16 protein-coding genes are annotated in these 16,048 nt (G+C 44.0%); 6 read left to right on the forward strand and 10 right to left on the reverse strand.

Going from position 1 to position 16,048, the window contains the following annotated elements:
• Positions 1 to 25: 25 nt before the first annotated feature.
• From MSG93_RS18415 to MSG93_RS18430, 4 genes are all read right to left on the reverse strand, one after another.
• Positions 26 to 1,321: a lytic murein transglycosylase gene (locus tag MSG93_RS18415; RefSeq protein ID WP_324622867.1), complete on the reverse strand. Its 1,296-nt coding sequence runs from the start codon at positions 1,319 to 1,321 to the stop codon at positions 26 to 28.
• Between the two features lie 600 nt (positions 1,322 to 1,921).
• Positions 1,922 to 3,043: a 5-(carboxyamino)imidazole ribonucleotide synthase gene (locus MSG93_RS18420; protein WP_324622868.1), complete on the reverse strand. Its 1,122-nt coding sequence runs from the start codon at positions 3,041 to 3,043 to the stop codon at positions 1,922 to 1,924.
• A gap of 11 nt (positions 3,044 to 3,054) precedes the next feature.
• On the reverse strand, positions 3,055 to 3,567 hold the full coding sequence (gene purE, locus MSG93_RS18425; RefSeq protein WP_262755819.1) for a 5-(carboxyamino)imidazole ribonucleotide mutase: 513 nt from the start codon (positions 3,565 to 3,567) through the stop codon (positions 3,055 to 3,057).
• A 134-nt stretch (positions 3,568 to 3,701) separates the two neighbouring features.
• Complete coding sequence (locus MSG93_RS18430; protein ID WP_009506249.1) at positions 3,702 to 4,055, reverse strand: DMT family protein; 354 nt, start codon at positions 4,053 to 4,055, stop codon at positions 3,702 to 3,704.
• 222 nt (positions 4,056 to 4,277) lie between these two features.
• Here MSG93_RS18430 and mpl point away from each other — a divergent pair, with 222 nt between their 5' ends.
• Positions 4,278 to 5,639: a UDP-N-acetylmuramate:L-alanyl-gamma-D-glutamyl-meso-diaminopimelate ligase gene (gene mpl / locus MSG93_RS18435; RefSeq protein ID WP_324622869.1), complete on the forward strand. Its 1,362-nt coding sequence runs from the start codon at positions 4,278 to 4,280 to the stop codon at positions 5,637 to 5,639.
• A gap of 248 nt (positions 5,640 to 5,887) precedes the next feature.
• Here the strand turns inward: mpl and MSG93_RS18440 are convergent, their stop codons facing one another.
• From MSG93_RS18440 to MSG93_RS18455, 4 genes are read right to left on the reverse strand one after another with little or no spacing between them, the layout of a single operon-like run.
• The gene (locus tag MSG93_RS18440) at positions 5,888 to 6,631 is read right to left on the reverse strand and encodes an SDR family oxidoreductase (RefSeq protein WP_324622870.1); all 744 of its coding nucleotides are present in this window, start codon (positions 6,629 to 6,631) and stop codon (positions 5,888 to 5,890) included.
• A 19-nt stretch (positions 6,632 to 6,650) separates the two neighbouring features.
• The gene (locus tag MSG93_RS18445; RefSeq protein WP_324622871.1) at positions 6,651 to 7,349 is read right to left on the reverse strand and encodes a histidine phosphatase family protein; all 699 of its coding nucleotides are present in this window, start codon (positions 7,347 to 7,349) and stop codon (positions 6,651 to 6,653) included.
• Positions 7,346 to 8,467 carry a phosphotransferase family protein gene (locus MSG93_RS18450; protein ID WP_324622872.1) on the reverse strand — a complete coding sequence of 374 codons (1,122 nt, stop codon included), beginning with the start codon at positions 8,465 to 8,467 and terminating at the stop codon, positions 7,346 to 7,348. Before MSG93_RS18450 ends, MSG93_RS18445 begins: the two co-directional genes overlap by 4 nt.
• A gap of 12 nt (positions 8,468 to 8,479) precedes the next feature.
• On the reverse strand, positions 8,480 to 9,712 hold the full coding sequence (locus MSG93_RS18455; RefSeq protein WP_324622873.1) for an acyl-CoA dehydrogenase family protein: 1,233 nt from the start codon (positions 9,710 to 9,712) through the stop codon (positions 8,480 to 8,482).
• A gap of 105 nt (positions 9,713 to 9,817) precedes the next feature.
• Between MSG93_RS18455 and MSG93_RS18460 the strand changes: the two genes are divergently transcribed.
• Positions 9,818 to 10,732, forward strand: a complete 915-nt coding sequence (locus MSG93_RS18460) for a LysR family transcriptional regulator (RefSeq protein ID WP_262767147.1) — start codon at positions 9,818 to 9,820, stop codon at positions 10,730 to 10,732.
• A gap of 297 nt (positions 10,733 to 11,029) precedes the next feature.
• On the forward strand, positions 11,030 to 11,986 hold the full coding sequence (locus tag MSG93_RS18465; protein ID WP_005228180.1) for a TerC family protein: 957 nt from the start codon (positions 11,030 to 11,032) through the stop codon (positions 11,984 to 11,986).
• A gap of 57 nt (positions 11,987 to 12,043) precedes the next feature.
• On the opposite strand, the gene MSG93_RS18470 is transcribed toward MSG93_RS18465, so the two are convergent.
• Entirely contained in the window at positions 12,044 to 12,415 is a 372-nt protein-coding gene (locus tag MSG93_RS18470) for a hypothetical protein (RefSeq protein WP_324622874.1), read from the reverse strand.
• A gap of 316 nt (positions 12,416 to 12,731) precedes the next feature.
• On the opposite strand from MSG93_RS18470, the gene guaD reads away from it, so the two are divergent.
• The 3 genes from guaD to MSG93_RS18485 all read left to right on the forward strand — a co-directional run bounded on the left by guaD (position 12,732) and on the right by MSG93_RS18485 (position 15,284).
• Positions 12,732 to 14,048 (forward strand): guanine deaminase, encoded by a 1,317-nt coding sequence (guaD, locus tag MSG93_RS18475; RefSeq protein ID WP_005228177.1) that lies wholly within the window; start codon positions 12,732 to 12,734, stop codon positions 14,046 to 14,048.
• Between the two features lie 224 nt (positions 14,049 to 14,272).
• Positions 14,273 to 14,800: a hypoxanthine phosphoribosyltransferase gene (hpt, locus tag MSG93_RS18480; RefSeq protein WP_004776485.1), complete on the forward strand. Its 528-nt coding sequence runs from the start codon at positions 14,273 to 14,275 to the stop codon at positions 14,798 to 14,800.
• Positions 14,801 to 15,032: 232 nt separating this feature from the next.
• On the forward strand, positions 15,033 to 15,284 hold the full coding sequence (locus tag MSG93_RS18485) for a GlsB/YeaQ/YmgE family stress response membrane protein (RefSeq protein ID WP_004660536.1): 252 nt from the start codon (positions 15,033 to 15,035) through the stop codon (positions 15,282 to 15,284).
• Between the two features lie 55 nt (positions 15,285 to 15,339).
• Here the strand turns inward: MSG93_RS18485 and MSG93_RS18490 are convergent, their stop codons facing one another.
• A complete protein-coding gene (locus tag MSG93_RS18490) occupies positions 15,340 to 16,038 on the reverse strand; it encodes a DsbC family protein (RefSeq protein WP_324622875.1) in 699 nt (232 codons plus the stop codon).
• Positions 16,039 to 16,048 lie beyond the last annotated feature (10 nt).

Raw genomic sequence — 16,048 nt, forward strand, 5'->3', positions numbered from 1 at the left:
AGCAGACCTTTTTTTAATGCATCAATTATTGCATCATTTGTTTGGCTTGTTCCTGACGGAAAGCGCGTAAAATCTGCTGCCCTGCACGTCCGGTTGGATTTAAGCCTAAACGGGTTTGCTCCTGGCGAATAGCCTGACGGCTTTTATCACCAATCAATCCATCCACAGTCCCAATATCATAACCGCGTTGTACTAAAAACTGTTGAATTTCACGACGTTCCGCACGTGAAGTACCTGGATCATCGGTTGGCCATGAAGTTAAGAATGGTGTACCACCACGTAAACGATCCGATAAATGGGCAATGGCTAAACCATAGCTTTCAGCCGCGTTATAGCTGTAAATCGCGTCAAAGTTCTTAAATACCAGGAACACGGGACCATTGGCACCCGCTGGAGAAATCAGTCCTGCCGGGGTACTGCCGGATAAATTACCTTGAATCAATGCGGTACCGTCGGCCCGGGTCACACCTTGGGCAATCCAGCTATTTAATGGCTTTTTATTACGGCGACTTTCACCTGAAATCGACATGCCTTGCGGGATTTTGACTTCAAAGCCCCATGGCATACCGGTTTGCCACCCTGCCCGTTTTAAGAAGTTTGCTGTTGAAGCCAGAGCATCCGTGGTACTAGAAACCAGATCACGACGGCCATCACCATCAAAATCAACCGCTAAACGTTCATAAGTCGATGGCATAAACTGGGTATGACCAAAAGCCCCAGCCCATGAACCGTACAGCTGATCCTGAGTTAAATCACCGCGCTGTAAAATACGCATGGTGGCAAAAAACTCGCCACGGAAATAACTTTGACGGCGACCTTCACAACTTAATGTTCCTAAAGCCTGTAATAAAGGATATTTACCGGAAATATCACCATAATTACTTTCCACTCCCCACACGGCCACAACCGTTTCCGCAGGAACACCATAGGCCTGTTCGACACGGTTCAATACTGCACGGTGCTGATTTAATTTTTGCTGCCCTGCCTGAACGCGCTCGTTATCCACAAGGCCAGACAAATAATCCCAGATCGGTGTCGAAAATTCAGGCTGATAATTTAATTTATCAATCACGGAATAATCCGGGGTTAAATTTTGGGTATAGCGATCATAAGTCGCGCCAGAAACACCGGATGCGATGGCCTGCGAACGCAAATTGGCAATACAGCCCTGAAAATTAGAATTGGGCGTATAATTGCTGGTGACAGCTGCGGTCGTAGCTGGTGTAGAAACGGCTGCACCATTAATCACCAGCTCGGCATGCGCCTGATTGAAAAAAGTAAATAAGGCAGTGCCTAGAAAAAAAGAAAAATGACGTTTCATGACTGAACCAAAACTTTTGAATTTAAATTTCCTCTCCACCTTAACACGCTCTATGAAGATGTATAGTTTGGAAACGTAACTTTGAATTCATTTCTCGGTTTTTAAATTTAAAACCCTGCTTTTAAATTCATAATTCAGGCTTTATTTTAAATTTAAAAGTTATCAACAAGTCTAATTTAAATTCAAAAATACCATAATGGATAACTTGAGCATTTAAATTTAAAAAACTTATCCACTTTTAAATTCATTTCTTCGATTTAAACAGTACATGATGCGAACAAAACACCCAGAAGACGCTAAGCTTATATTTTTCAGCTTGTTATTCCAGGTAAAATAGATATCCACAGCCCTTGATTTAAATTTAAAAACCCACTCTGACCTTAACTTTTAAATTTAAAACAGGCGCTCTTTTTTGAATTTAAAATACAGAACAACTTATCCACCGCATATTTAAATTCAAATTACCCCCATAATTTTAAATTCAAAATACCGAAAACAAGTTATCCACAACAGCTCAACTTTATTATTTTAAATTTAAAAACAGCGCAGAATGAAAAAAGCGATCCGAAGATCGCTTTTTTTGAGCTATTGTGGATAAGTTTAGAGGGTCATATCTGCGGTTAATGCCAATGGTACAGGTAAAATTTGCGCCAATTGACGGCATAAAGCGGTTAAATCATCTGAATGATTCGGCATCAAGGTAATATGTCCCAGCTTACGACCTGTACGCTCAGACTTATTATAGAGATGTAAATGTGCACCGTTCAGGGCCAAAACATCTTCAGATTTTGGATGCTGGCCAATAATATTGATCATCACCGTTGGACGAATCACTTCCGTTGAACCTAAAGGTAAACCGGCAACCGCACGAATATGGTTCTCAAATTGCGAGCAAATCGCACCTTCAATCGACCAGTGACCTGAATTATGTACACGACATGCCATTTCATTGGCATAAAGACCTTGCTCGGTTACAAACAATTCAAGTGTAAGCACGCCGACATAATTCAAGTGCTTTAACAAACGGGTAATATAATCTTGTGCCACGGGCTGTAAATCGACGCTATTTGGCGCTGGTACAATCGAATGGGACAAGATGCCATTATGATGATGGTTTTCTGCCAGCGCCCAGGTTTTCACATCGCCGTTTTGTCCACGCACCGCAATAATTGAGACTTCACGACTGAATTTAACAAAGCTTTCAGCGATCAGGCTTTTTGCAGGACCAAGTTCAGCCCAAGCCGTGTCGATCTGATCTTCAGTACGTAATACGAACTGACCTTTACCATCATAGCCACCTGTTACGGTTTTTAAGACTATCGGTAAGCCAAGATCAGCAACCGCCTGTTTTAAGCTCTCTAAGCTATCCACAGCACGATACGGCGCAACAGGAATGTTTAACTCATCAAATAAACTTTTCTCAGCCAAACGATTTTGTGCAGTCGCTAACGCAAGGCGAGGTGGGTGTAGGGTTTTGCTTTGAGTTAAAACATCTACATCAGCAACAGGCGTATTTTCAAATTCAAGACTAAATACATCCGCACTGGCAATGAAATCTTGCAAGCCTTGCGGATTTTGGCTAGAAAATACCGGACCTAAAATTGCAGCAGGGCAATCCATTTCTGCCTCAAAGAAGGTGCATTGAATATTCAGTGGCAATGCCGCTTGCGCCATCATACGTCCAAGCTGTCCGCCACCAAAAATACCGATGGTTTTATGCATGACCAGCTCCGTTATACTTGACCAGGAATGTTATTGCTCGATACTTTTTCTGTTTGTGCAGTACGGAAATCCGCTACATTTTGAGCGATGTCTGGACGAGTTAAGCCTAAAATCTGCGCTGCCATAATCGCTGCATTAGTCGCACCAGCCTGACCAATCGCCAAAGTACCTACCGCAATACCTGCTGGCATTTGCACGATTGAAAGCAATGAATCGACACCATTTAAAATCGATGATTTAACCGGTACGCCCAGTACAGGTAAATCAGTTTTAGCCGCACACATCCCCGGTAAGTGTGCCGCACCACCAGCGCCTGCAATAATCACCTGAATACCACGATCACGAGCTGTTTCAGCATATTCAAACAAACGATCCGGGGTACGGTGCGCAGAAACCACTTCAGCTTCAAAAGGAACACCCAACTGTTTGAGCATGTTAGCGGTATGTTCAAGGGTTGCCCAATCTGATTGAGAACCCATGATAATTCCGACTAAAGGTTGGCTATCTGTTGCGACCGCATTCATTGGCTTTTCCAAAACATGATAAAAATAGAGAAGTATCTCGACTTACGCCAAGCACGAAGGAATAAATTGGCAAATATTATAGCGGTTTTTTCAAGCATCCCCAACAAAAGAACGCGTGAACTGCTTCACGAAAATTAGCTCTGGTTACGAAATACAAAATAGACACAACCCATTAAACACAGCATTGCCCAGATATAGTCCAGCTTAAACGGCTGTTTAAAGACAAAAATCATAAAGGGCACAAACACCATTAATGTCACCACTTCCTGGGTAATCTTCATTTCCCCCAGACTCCAGCCATGCTGGTTGAGCAACTTGGTGGCAGGAATCATAAAACTGTATTCCAGCAGGGCAATACACCAGCTAAACAGGATCGCTTGCCAGAGCGGCGCATCATGCAGGATTTTCAGATGTCCATACCATGCCAAGGTCATAAAACAGTTGGAAATAATCAACAAACATAACGCTAAAAGAGTAGGGCTCAACATAATGTGCTGGTATCCAGATCAAGGGTGAATCGCAGAAAAGATATGCTTGTAAAAACCCTGAAATTTTAGCATTCATCTGCAGAATTAGAACTAAACAACAACAACGAATTTTGACTATCTTTTCCATGCAAGCCTTGCTATCGTTGCGTTTGATTTTTATTGATAACGACAATCATACATACGATATCAGTGCTGTATGAAGAGCAGTGGAGAAGGCGCGTTATGCATCTGCATATTTTGGGTATTTGTGGCACATTTATGGGGTCTTTGGCTCTACTCGCACGAGATTTAGGACATAAAGTCACAGGTTCAGATGCCAATGTTTATCCACCTATGTCAACTCAACTCGAAAATGCGGGTATTGAACTGATGCAGGGCTATGACCGTAGCCATTTACAGCCGCATCCTGATCTGGTGATTGTCGGTAATGCCATGAAACGCGGCATTGATGCGATTGAATATATGCTGAATGAAGGTCTGCCTTATATTTCTGGCCCACAATTTCTGGCAGATCATGTGCTACAAGGCAAACATGTACTCGGTGTCGCAGGTACACATGGTAAAACCACTACCACGACTATGCTGGCCTGGGTACTGGATCAGGCGGGTTTAAATCCAGGTTTCTTGATCGGCGGCGTACCGCTTGGTTTTAGTGAAAGTGCACGTTTAGGTGGTGGTCAATATTTCTGTGTTGAAGCGGATGAATATGATTCTGCATTCTTCGACAAGCGTTCTAAGTTCGTTCACTATCATCCTAAAACCGCGATTTTAAACAACCTTGAATTTGATCACGCCGACATTTTCGATGATCTTGCTGCGATTCAAAAACAGTTCCATCATTTAGTCCGTACCATTCCAAGTGAAGGTCGTATTATTGCGCCCATTACTGAAACCAATATTGATGAAGTCTTAGAGCAGGGCTGCTGGACACCAGTGATTCGTACCAGTCTAGAGCCAAATGCACAAGCCGCGTTATCTGCTGAGTTGATCAGTGCGGATGGTAGCCACTTTAAAGTGCTTGAACAGGGCAAGGTCGTGGGTGAGGTGAAATGGAACATGACCGGACAACATAGCGTTGCCAATGCCTTAGCGACCATTGCTGCTGCACAACACGTAGGTGTTCGCCTTGAACAGGCCTGTGAAGCCTTATCCAACTTCGGTGGGGTAAAACGCCGTATGGAGCTGTTAGGGACAGTGCGTGGCATCGAAGTCTATGATGACTTTGCCCATCACCCAACTGCCATTGAAACCACACTGGACGGCGCACGTAAACGCTTAGGTGAACGTAAACTTTGGGCGATCATTGAACCACGTTCAAATACCATGCGTATGGGCAGCCATAAAGATGGTCTGGCACATTCAGCGCGTTTAGCGGATGAAGTGATCTGGTATCAACCTGAAGGTCTGGATTGGGATTTGCAACCGGTGATTGCAGCATCAGCAAACAAAGCAGAAGTCAGCCGTTCATTGGATGAGATCATTGCCCGTGTGGTGAATGAAGCAGGTGAGGGGGATGCTGTGGTGATCATGTCCAATGGCGGTTTTGGTGGTTTACACCAAAAGTTAATTACGGCTTTGTCTTAATCTAGCTCATAGCCTACTTCATCATCTAATCTTGTCACAGTATTCACTATCGTGACAGGCGGCATGGATGCCGCTAGTTGAGCAGGGGTAACATGGATGTACCCTCTGCTCAACAAAGGATTTTTGTTACTTTTCATCCCTGAAAAGTAAGGAAACGCCTATCCCCAAACAACTCGACTATTCAGCCTATATGAGGCTGTGAAAATATTGCTGAATAAACATCTGTGTCCATGCATTTTAAATTGCCATCAACTCAGTTTATTCACCAGTTTTAATGGCAAAATCTTCATTGCTATGCCCATTGGCAACCATGGCCATTGTGGCACATACGCCTTTACAGGCTCTTTTTCAATGGCTTTCACCAAAGCCTTGCTTCCTGTCTTCTCATCCACTTCAAACGGCAGTTTCTTGGCGCCTTCATTCAATTCAGTACGAATATAACCCGGGAAAATCGTCGACACTTTAATAGGTGTACCCAGCAATTCCGCACGGATACCCTCAGCCAAATGCGCCACCGCTGCTTTACTGGCCGCATAGGTCGATAAATGCTTCGGTAAACCACGCATGGCACTCATCGAGGAAATCACTACCAAATGACCTTGGTTTTGTGCTCGAAAAATCTCAACTGCCGCTTCGCATTGTGCTAAGGCAGAAATAAAATTGGTCTCCGCCGTAGCACGATTCACTTCAAAATGTCCTTTCCCAATACGGCGACCATCACCGACACCTGCATTGACAATAATGCGGTCAATACTGCCGAATTCTTGCTGAAAGGCTTTAAATACGGTAAACACATTATCGTAATGGGTCACATCCAGGGTCTTGATCTTGACCTGAACGGAAAACTGGCTTTGCAACTCCTGTTGTAGGGCTTCCAGACGCTCTAAACGTCGTGCGCAAAGCGCCAGATTGTAGCCTTTGGCAGCAAATTCACGCGCCATACCTGCGCCTAAACCCGAACTTGCACCTGTAATTAAAATTGTCTTTGCCATTTCCGTCACCTATTCTTGTTTAAATCCATGTAAGAAGTTCTGCATCATGTGTTTTTAAATAATGATGTTCATTAAAACTCAGTAATTGCAAGCGACCATCCACCCAGCGCAGCGTCGTAATACTAGCATTGGCAATTGACCAGTTCAGCGCAAAGATCTGTTTCGCATCCAAGTCCAACACCTTGCCGACCGCCACTGAAATGACACCACCTGAGCTGAATACCACCGCCTGACGCTGCTGTGTGGCATCAAGCTGCTGACACAGGCCATGCAATGCACTTTCTACACGGCTTTGGAAACCTAACCAGGTCTCATGATATTCATGGTCATATTGCTCTCCAATCCAGCGTTCAATCGCCCCATCAAAGATTTTCGCCAGATAGGCACGTGGGTTCGCAACCTGTGCGACATCCTGTTTGAGTAATTCAGGCTGATTAAAGCGGGGTTCGTATTGAGCAAATACATGCTGATGATCAAACTCATTCCAGCAGGATTCAGTGTGAATCGGTACCTCTGCAAAACCTTGCGCTAAAGCGAGTTGCGCGGTTTGTTGATGGCGCTGCATTGAACCGGCCACCACCAAAGGAGAGGATTTTAAAGTCTTGCTGAGAAAATCACCCGCTGCCTGTGCCTGTTGTTCACCTTTGGCAGAGAGCAGGTCATAACTGGCCGCCCCAAAGGAGGCCTGCCCATGTCGTACCAGATATATGGTGCTCATGCTGTTAAAATTTCCTTCAGTTTTGCGCCATATTCAGGAATTAATTGCTGGGCTTGTGTATTGTCCTGTGCAATCAATTTTAGGGCACGAATATGCAGGGCATGAATCAGAATCCAGAAGTCTTTAAAGGCTGGATTATCGGTTTGCTGATGGTAATAACGGTAATAGATCTGCTGCGCGATCACGGCTAGGCGGAACAGACCAAACACTTCATAAAATGCCCAGTTATCAGGCTTCAACCCTGTTTTTTCCAGATAGTAATCCACCACTTGCTGACGCGTCAGCATGCCTTTCAGATTGGTCGGCTGACGGCGACTGGATTTCATCAAGGCATCGTCATCGTCCTGAATCCAGTAAGCGAGGGCACTGCCCAAATCCATTAACGGATCACCCAAGGTCGCCATTTCCCAGTCCAGTACCCCAATCACCTGAGTCGGTTGCTGTGGATCTAAAATGACATTATCAAAACGCCAGTCATTATGAATTACACAGGTTTTAGAATCGGCCGGAATATGTTGTTGCAACCATTCCCGCACAAACGCGAAATCAGGTACATTCGGTGTCAAAGCCTTGCTATAACGTGCATCCCAACCTTCGACCTGACGGCGGCAATAGCCTTCGCCTTTACCCAATTTTTCCAGCGTTGTACCTTGATAAGGCACTTGATGCAGTTCAATCAACTTATCCAGCACATTCAGGCACAGTTGCTGGACTTGCGGTTCATCCAGCTGTAATTCTTTGGGTAAATTGGCACGTGGAATAATGCCTCCAATCCGCTTCATCACATAGAAATCACAACCGATCACGCTCTCATCCTGACACAGCGCGATCATTTCAGGCAGCACAGGATAGAAGGGTGCCAGATACTTCTGCACATTGTATTCACGTGCCATATCATGCGCTGATTTGGCCTTGGTGCCTTTCGGTGGACGGCGTAGGATCAGATCAGCATTGTCATACTCTAAACGGTAAGTCCAGTTAGATGCGCCACCTGAATATTGGGTGACTTTTGCCTGTCCTTGCACATTCACACCCTGATTTTTTAACCATGTTTCAACTGCTGCAATATCCAGTTCCTCACCATGACGAACCTGACCGCCCATATCAATTACTGTCATTTGCTTTTATCCTTATCCACGACCATAGCCACGTTTTTTGAGTTCTAATTTGGCAATCATGCCTTTATGGACTTCGTCAGGTCCATCGGCCAAACGTAAACTTCGCGCCTGAGTAAAGAAAGCCGTTAACGGTGTATCACGGGAAACACCTTCGCCACCGTGGATCTGAATCGCCATATCCACCACATTTTGCAAGACTGTTGGCGCGACCACTTTAATGGCCGAAATTTCAGTTAATGCCGCCATATTGCCTTGCGTATCCATCTTATAGGCAGCGTATAAGGTCAATAAACGCGCCTGATCGATCTGCACACGCGCATCTGCAACGCGTTCCAGATTGCCACCCAGCTTGAGCAGTTCTTTGCCAAATGCCTTGCGCGACATGCCACGGTCGATCATCAGTTCAAGCGCTTTCTCTGCCGCGCCAACACAGCGCATACAATGATGAATACGCCCAGGCCCTAAACGGCCTTGCGCAATTTCAAAGCCTTGTCCTGCACCACCAATGAAGTTGCTGACTGGCACACGCACATTGTCGAAGCTGACCTGTCCATGCCCATGCGGTGCATCGTAATCGCCAAACACAGGCAACATACGTTCAATGGTCACACCTGCGGTATTCACCGGTACCAGTACCATAGAATGCTGGTGATGACGGTCTTTGCTTGGGTCCGGCGTATAGGCCATAAAAATAATGATTTTGGCATTGGGATCACCTAAACCGGATGACCACCATTTGCGTCCATTCAAGACGATTTCATCACCCTCTACCACCGCAGTGGCCTGCATATTGGTCGCATCACTGGATGCCACCGCAGGCTCGGTCATACAGAACACGGAACGAATTTCACCCTTGAGTAGCGGTTGTAGCCATTGCTGTTTTTGCGCATCGCTACCATAGCGCCACAATACTTCCATATTGCCGCTATCGGGTGCATTACAGTTAAATACCGTCGGCGCAAGCAGGCTACGTCCCGTCAGTTCGGCAATATGTGCATATTCCTGAACTGATAAGCCTGCACCAAGCTCGGCATCAGGTAAAAACATGTTCCATAAGCCTGCTGCTTTGGCTTTGTCTTTCAATTGTTGTAATTGTTCAGGCCATTGCCATTGGGTCCAGTCACCATCGACATTAAGGCGATGTACCTCATCCCAGAATGCTTTTTCAACGGGTTCAATTTCTTGTTGGATAAACGCTTGCGTACGTGCAATAAAATCCTGTGCACGCGCTGATAATGCAAACATCCTGTTCTCCCTCAATCTAAAATTTGGCGAAAGCTGATTCGCTGCTTTACATCACCATAAGCGAAAATTTATTATGAATGAAATGATTTTATTTTATTCAAAACTATGAATCAGATTCATAATGGCAATCTACTGGAAGTCGGGCACTTTCATCGTATCGATATTAATTTATATCCGCTTTTTATTGCGATTTTTGAACAGAAGAGCATTTCTAAAGCGGCACAATTGCTGTGTATCAGCCAGTCTGCGGTGAGTCATGCCTTGCAACGCTTGCGTAGCCAGCTTGGCGATGAGTTATTCGTGCGCAGCGGTCAAAAAATGCTGCCTACTCCGTATGCCGAGCAAATTTACCAGCCCATTCAAACCGCGTTATTGACGATCCAGAGTATTGCCGTACCGCAACAGGACTTTGTGCCTGATATGTTGCACAGCTTAAAAATCGCCATTCATGACGAAATTGAGCCGATTATTTTTCCGCAGCTGGTACATCATTTTGCGCAACTGAATCTGGACATCCAGTTCCTGAGCTCCAAACTGGATCGTAAAAACATGCTGGCGGATCTTTCTGCCCAACAGATTGATTTTGTCATTGATCTGGTGCAACCATATCAAGCCAGTTTACAGTTTGAAAATCTGATTGAAGACCATTTTGTGGTGTGTACCCAGCAGGCCAATATGGATTTATCGCTGTATTTGTCTTCACCGCATATTGGTGTGTCTTCACGGCGTACCGGGATTCTACTCGAGGATATCTATCTCAATCGGCAGCAATTATCCCGCCAGATTTTCCTGCGTTGTCAGCACTATGCAACGGCATTACAGATATTGAATCATTATCCCGATGCCATTCTGACCATTCCGCAAAGCATCCTCAAGCATTTGCATTATTCCCAAGCCTTACATATCCATCCTTTGCCAATCGAGCTACCTCAAATCAATATGGGTATGTATTGGCATGAAAACGTGAAACATCATCCACGCCATCAATTTTTACGCACGGAAATCCTGAAAATTTTTTAGACCTTCATTGCTGATGAATATTTGCACATTGTCTAAAAATATGTAATTCTATACTCATATTTGGATATGAATATCCATACAGAATAAGTTGACAAGGGGAGTAGCCTCCTCCAGACCTAAGCGCTGAATGCCTTAGGTGTCAGAGCTTCGTCATTACACTTTGCAAAAAGTCGGACTCTGAGCATCACAATCCATCGTGGTGTAGGCAAGACCTTGATCATGTTGAAACAGATGTATTAATTCATCTGGCAACTGGTCGAGGTTTTTTTATGTCCATTTGCCAGATAGGGAGTTGTGATGGAAACTATCGGTAATTTATGGCTCTATGTCGCATTCTTCGGTCTCGTTACCGTGATGCTACTGGTCGACTTTTTAGGCTTTAAGCAAAAACAAAACCAGGACGTGCCGATCAGACAGGCCGCCTACTGGAGTATTGCCTGGGTCAGTGTTGCAGTGATTTTTGGTGGCGGATTATGGTTTTATCTACAGCAAACCGTAGGTGCGACCATTGCCAACCAGAAAACCATGGAATACTTCGCAGGTTATCTACTGGAAAAATCGCTGGCAATTGATAACGTCTTTGTCTGGTTAATGATTTTCGCAGCCTTTGCGATCCCGCCTGCATATCAACGTAAAATCCTGCTTTACGGCGTACTCGGTGCAATTATTCTGCGAACCATTTTTATCTTTATTGGTGCGTGGTTTGTGCAAGAATTCTCTTGGGTGTTATATATCTTCGGTGCCTTCCTGGTCTACACCGGCTTTAAATTCCTGAAAGGTCAGGATGAAGAAGACACCAATATTGAAGATATCAAGTTACTGAAATGGTTACGCAAACACATGCGTATCACACCACAGCTTGAAGGCAACAATTTCTTCGTTCGCCAGAATGGTGTGTTATGGGCAACCCCCTTATTTTTAGTTTTGATTTTGGTTGAAGCCTCTGACGTGATCTTTGCGGTGGATTCCATTCCTGCAATTTTCGCCGTGACCAGTGATCCGTTCATTGTTTTAACCGCAAACTTAATGGCGATTTTGGGTTTACGTGCGATGTTCTTCTTATTGGCAGGTGCGGCGTCGAAAATGCATTACTTGCCGTATGGTTTGGGCATCATATTACTGTTCATTGGTGCAAAAATGTTATTGCTCGACGTATTCCACATGCCAATCTGGATTTCGTTAGGCTTTATCGTCTTGGTATTAGGTATCACCGCTTATCTGTCGTTACGACACAATAAGCGACAAGCGCAATAACTCGTTGGATATAGAAAGGGTCTGCATTGCAGGTCCTTTTTTATCATGACCTAATTTTTAAAAGCAGTCTTTAATAAAAGAGGGATGTGAACCCAGCTTGATAGGAATCATATTCATATCATCAAAGGTTGAGTTGAAAATTTCATTTCGAGCTTTATTCACCTTAATCCGTCCAGCTGATCGGGTAGCATCTGGCTGTTTTTCAGCGATGTTAATTTGGATAATTTCTTCACTGTTATCTGTCGCTTGAAAATCAAAGCTCAAACGCTCTTTTGCAATATCATCCAGCTTAAAATTGCCTTTGCTAATATCTATTAACTGAGCTTGGCATTCAGAACTATGCTTAAACGTGCTTTGATAGGTTTCGTTGTGAGAACTGCATGCCGAAATTGTGCATGCCAATAAAATAAATAACCCTGTTTTTTTCATAAATTTTCTCTTGATTTTTAAACTCTAAATGACAACAAAGTGAATGTGCACTTGATTATAGCTTTCATAAGCACTGCCAGACGAATGAAATAATATGATTCAGAACACATCCAGCTCTTCAAATATTCATCTACTGTTCTCAAACACACTTCTTTTTATTGAAAATATAGATACAGCGTCGCTGAAGACACAATCAAATGACTCAAACTACTGCTCACATTTATATACCTTTTAAGCGCATTAATTAGCCGAATAATCCAGTAAATTTGGCAAAATCAGGTACAATCAACCGAAAAAAGTAAAATTGTAGGTTGTTATGACTTTGGCTACTCCAACCACGGTAATTCGTGGTCGCTTCTTAGATATTCAAAAGACCGTTTCTCAAGCCACTGAAATTGCCGATCAAGTCCGTTATATTGAAGACGGCGTAATGATCACTGAACAAGGTAAAATTCGCTGGTTTGGCACGTGGAACGACGCTCAAGCCCATCTTCCTGCAAACGTTGAAATCCAGCATTATCCAGAACAATTGATCATCCCGGGCATGATCGACACGCATATCCATTTCCCACAAACGGAAATGGTCGGTGCTTACGGCGAACAATTATTAAGCTGGCTCAACACCTATACCTTCCCGACTGAAATTCAGTTTAAAGACAAAGCTTATGCCCAAGAGATAGCCCAGTTTTTTGTCAATGAATTGCTTAAAAACGGGACCACTACCGCGTTGGTGTTCTGTACGGTACATCCTGAATCTGTGGATGCTTTATTTGAAGCCGCAGCACAGCACCAGATGCGTTTAATTGCCGGGAAGGTGATGATGGATCGTCATGCACCAGAAGCATTGTGTGATACCGCACAGAGTGCCTATGATGATTCTAAGGCGCTGATTGAGAAGTGGCATGGACAGGGCCGTGCTTTATACGCGATTACACCACGTTTTGCGCCAACGTCTACTCCCGAACAACTGGAACAAGCAGGCCAGCTCAAAGCACAATATCCGGATGTTTATGTACATACCCATTTAAGTGAAAACAAAGATGAAATCGCATGGGTAAAAGAGCTGTTCCCTGAGCAGGACGGCTATCTGGATGTGTATCATCATTATGGCTTAACCGGTCAACGTTCTGTATTTGCGCATTGCGTCCATCTGGAAGATGCAGAATGGAAATGTATGCATGAAACCGACTCTGCGATTGCCTTCTGTCCAACTTCAAACCTGTTCTTGGGCAGTGGTTTGTTCCCGTTACAAAAGACCTGGGAACAGCAAGTAAAAGTCGGTTTAGGCACGGATGTTGGGGCTGGGACCTCATTTAGTCTGTTGCAGACCGTGAATGAAGCGTACAAAGTTCAACAGTTACAAGGCGATAAACTCTCTGCTTTTGAATCGCTGTATCACGCCACACTCGGTGGGGCGAAAGCGCTGGATCTGGATGAGAAACTCGGTAACTTTAATATCGGTAAAGAAGCTGATTTCGTGGTCTTGAATACCCAGCCAACCGCGTTACAACAACTGCGTCAGTCACGTTCAAAATCGGTTGAAGATAGCCTGTTTGCTTTATTCACCATGGGCGATGACCGAAATATTGAGGCAACCTATATCTATGGACAAAAAGCCTATAGCCAAAACTAAATTTTTAAATAAACAGAGACTTGGCTTACTCTGTATTGCGATTGGATGTGCAGTTCTGCTGAAACGGGACAGCTCGTCTGCTCAAAATGAAACACATTCTTCGTCATCAAAAGGTGCATGAAAAGTGATTTTGTTTTAAAATTGCCAGATTAGCTCAAGATTTCGAGGTGTTGCAGGTCAACACCTTTTTTATTTTCCCGTTTTTAAGTTTTAGGAATCTACCGATGACCATTGCAATGCGCATTATGATTTCAAGTGAAGAGATTCAAGCCAAAGTGAAAGAACTGGGCGACAAGATCAATGCACACTATGCTCAAAGTGATAAAGAACTGGTACTGATCGGCTTATTACGTGGTTCAGTCATTTTTATGGCAGATTTATGCCGTGCCATCGACAAACCACATGAACTCGATTTTATGACCGTGTCTAGTTATGGTGGTGGAACCGTTTCCTCTCGTGATGTCAAAATTTTAAAAGATCTTGATGGCGAAATTCACGGTAAAGATGTACTTGTGGTCGAAGATATTATCGACTCAGGTAATACCCTCAGCAAAGTAGTTGAAATGCTGAAAACCCGTAATCCAAACTCAATTGAGTTATGTACTTTAGTCAGCAAGCCGTCACGCCGTGAAATTCCTTTGGACGTGAAATTCCTGGGCTTTGAAGTCGAAGACCGCTTTATTGTCGGCTATGGCCTCGACTTTGATCAAAAATATCGTCACTTGCCATTTATTGGTGAAATCGGGATTTAATCCAATCCTGCGGTTAACGGTCTCGTTCCTACCTTGTCTTGTGCTCAGATCAACTGTCGAATGCTTTGGTCTGAGTAATGCATCTAAAGCTGCTTTTTCAGCCGTGCTTTAATCAAAACCCGCTAAATCCAGCACAAAAATACGACATAACTCAGTAATCCACTACAGACAAAGTTTGTCGGTATAAAGCAGGATAGTAATAAATATCACTGTTAAAACAAGGAGAAAGACAATGTGGTCTCTAATTGTGGCAATCGTCGTTGGTTTTTTTGCTGGTTTAATTGCACGTGCTTTACATCCGGGTGAAGATAAAGCAGGCTTTATTGTAACCACCTTACTGGGTATCGCAGGTTCACTCTTGGCAACCTACGGTGGTCGCTTGCTCGGTCTATATGGTGAAAATTCGGCAGCTGGTTTCATTGCCTCTGTGATTGGTGCGATCATTATTTTGTTTATCTACAATCTGGTCACCAAAAAAAGCTAGAACGGTCTAGATTAATACGCCCAATTCATTCATGTAATGGATTGGGCGTTTTTATTTATAGGCCGAGTTCTTTCCAGATCGTCTGAATGTCTGCAGCACTTCGTGCACCGACCATTTTAAATCCATTGCTAAAAATCAGGGTCGGGGTGCCATCTACGGCTAACTTTCGACCGAGCTGCAAATTACGCTCTAACGGATTCGCACAGGTTTTTTGTTGCGGCTGTACATTCTTCTGCAGCAGGTTTTTCCATGTATAGGCAGGGTTAGCATCACACCAGACTGATTGAGACACAGCAACCGATTGTGCTTTTAAGGGATAGATAAAGGTATAGATGGTCACATCATTCAGCTTGTCCAGCTCGGCTTCCAGTTTCTTGCAATATGGACAGTTCGGATCGGAAAAAACCGCTAACTCACGCTTACCATTGCCTTTGACAGTTTTAATCGCATCTTTGAACGGCAGCTGTTTCCAGTCCACTGTGTTTTGCTGGATCACGAGATCCTTGGTCAAATTTTTCTGGTCTTTCAAACGCACCATTGACCCGATAAACATATGTTGGGCACTTTCATCCAGATAGATGATCTGATTATCCAGACTGGCGCTGTATAAACCGTTCATTGCAGTCGGTTGAATGTTGGTCACCTGAATATTGGGATACTGTTTACTCAAATTACTTTTTAAGGTCTCGACATTGGCAAAGCCCAGTGCAGAAACACAACTTAATAATGAGAAAATCCCAATTTTTTTTAACATGAGTGACACT

The organism is Acinetobacter sp. IK40, assembly GCF_035615075.1.
In the GTDB taxonomy this organism is placed as follows: domain Bacteria; phylum Pseudomonadota; class Gammaproteobacteria; order Pseudomonadales; family Moraxellaceae; genus Acinetobacter; species Acinetobacter courvalinii.

Bases quoted from the DNA above. Each gene is read 5' to 3' on its own strand.
- hpt (WP_004776485.1), top strand. From the start codon at position 14,273: ATGACCATTGCAATGCGCATTATGATTTCAAGTGAAGAGATTCAAGCC.
- MSG93_RS18460 (WP_262767147.1), top strand. From the start codon at position 9,818: ATGAATCAGATTCATAATGGCAATCTACTGGAAGTCGGGCACTTTCAT.
- MSG93_RS18485 (WP_004660536.1), top strand. From the start codon at position 15,033: ATGTGGTCTCTAATTGTGGCAATCGTCGTTGGTTTTTTTGCTGGTTTA.
- purE (WP_262755819.1), bottom strand. From the start codon at position 3,567: ATGAATGCGGTCGCAACAGATAGCCAACCTTTAGTCGGAATTATCATG.
- MSG93_RS18420 (WP_324622868.1), bottom strand. From the start codon at position 3,043: ATGCATAAAACCATCGGTATTTTTGGTGGCGGACAGCTTGGACGTATG.
- MSG93_RS18465 (WP_005228180.1), top strand. From the start codon at position 11,030: ATGGAAACTATCGGTAATTTATGGCTCTATGTCGCATTCTTCGGTCTC.
- MSG93_RS18415 (WP_324622867.1), bottom strand. From the start codon at position 1,321: ATGAAACGTCATTTTTCTTTTTTTCTAGGCACTGCCTTATTTACTTTT.
- MSG93_RS18440 (WP_324622870.1), bottom strand. From the start codon at position 6,631: ATGGCAAAGACAATTTTAATTACAGGTGCAAGTTCGGGTTTAGGCGCA.
- guaD (WP_005228177.1), top strand. From the start codon at position 12,732: ATGACTTTGGCTACTCCAACCACGGTAATTCGTGGTCGCTTCTTAGAT.
- MSG93_RS18490 (WP_324622875.1), bottom strand. From the start codon at position 16,038: ATGTTAAAAAAAATTGGGATTTTCTCATTATTAAGTTGTGTTTCTGCA.
- MSG93_RS18450 (WP_324622872.1), bottom strand. From the start codon at position 8,467: ATGACAGTAATTGATATGGGCGGTCAGGTTCGTCATGGTGAGGAACTG.
- mpl (WP_324622869.1), top strand. From the start codon at position 4,278: ATGCATCTGCATATTTTGGGTATTTGTGGCACATTTATGGGGTCTTTG.
- MSG93_RS18455 (WP_324622873.1), bottom strand. From the start codon at position 9,712: ATGTTTGCATTATCAGCGCGTGCACAGGATTTTATTGCACGTACGCAA.
- MSG93_RS18470 (WP_324622874.1), bottom strand. From the start codon at position 12,415: ATGAAAAAAACAGGGTTATTTATTTTATTGGCATGCACAATTTCGGCA.
- MSG93_RS18430 (WP_009506249.1), bottom strand. From the start codon at position 4,055: ATGTTGAGCCCTACTCTTTTAGCGTTATGTTTGTTGATTATTTCCAAC.
- MSG93_RS18445 (WP_324622871.1), bottom strand. From the start codon at position 7,349: ATGAGCACCATATATCTGGTACGACATGGGCAGGCCTCCTTTGGGGCG.